The sequence below is a fragment of the Lysinibacillus sp. VIII_CA genome (assembly GCF_049943995.1).
Classification (GTDB): Bacteria; Bacillota; Bacilli; order Bacillales_A; family Planococcaceae; genus Lysinibacillus; species Lysinibacillus pinottii.
In genome coordinates this window covers 1-254 of the sequence record NZ_JBNFXM010000120.1, presented here as the reverse complement: position 1 = coordinate 254, position 254 = coordinate 1, and the positions used below count along the sequence as shown (strand labels likewise).

Genomic DNA, 254 nt, shown 5'->3' with positions numbered 1-254 from the left:
TGCGGAAGTAGTTCAGTGGTAGAACACCACCTTGCCAAGGTGGGGGTCGCGAGTTCGAACCTCGTCTTCCGCTCCAAATGTGCCGGGGTGGCGGAACTGGCAGACGCACAGGACTTAAAATCCTGCGGTAGGTGACTACCGTACCGGTTCGATTCCGGTCCTCGGCACCATTTTATATGCGCCCGTAGCTCAATTGGATAGAGCGTCTGACTACGGATCAGAAGGTTATGGGTTCGACTCCTGTCGGGCGCGCC

At 57.1% G+C, this 254-nt stretch carries 3 tRNA genes; all 3 read left to right on the top strand.

Annotation, left to right across the window (positions count from 1 at the left end):
- Nucleotide 1: 1 nt before the first annotated feature.
- Nucleotides 2-76 (top strand) — tRNA-Gly (locus ACP3VS_RS24480).
- A gap of 5 nt (nt 77-81) precedes the next feature.
- A tRNA-Leu gene (locus ACP3VS_RS24475) sits at nt 82-170 on the top strand.
- Nucleotides 171-178: 8 nt separating this feature from the next.
- Nucleotides 179-252: transfer RNA gene (locus ACP3VS_RS24470), tRNA-Arg, on the top strand.
- Nucleotides 253-254: the final 2 nt, after the last annotated feature.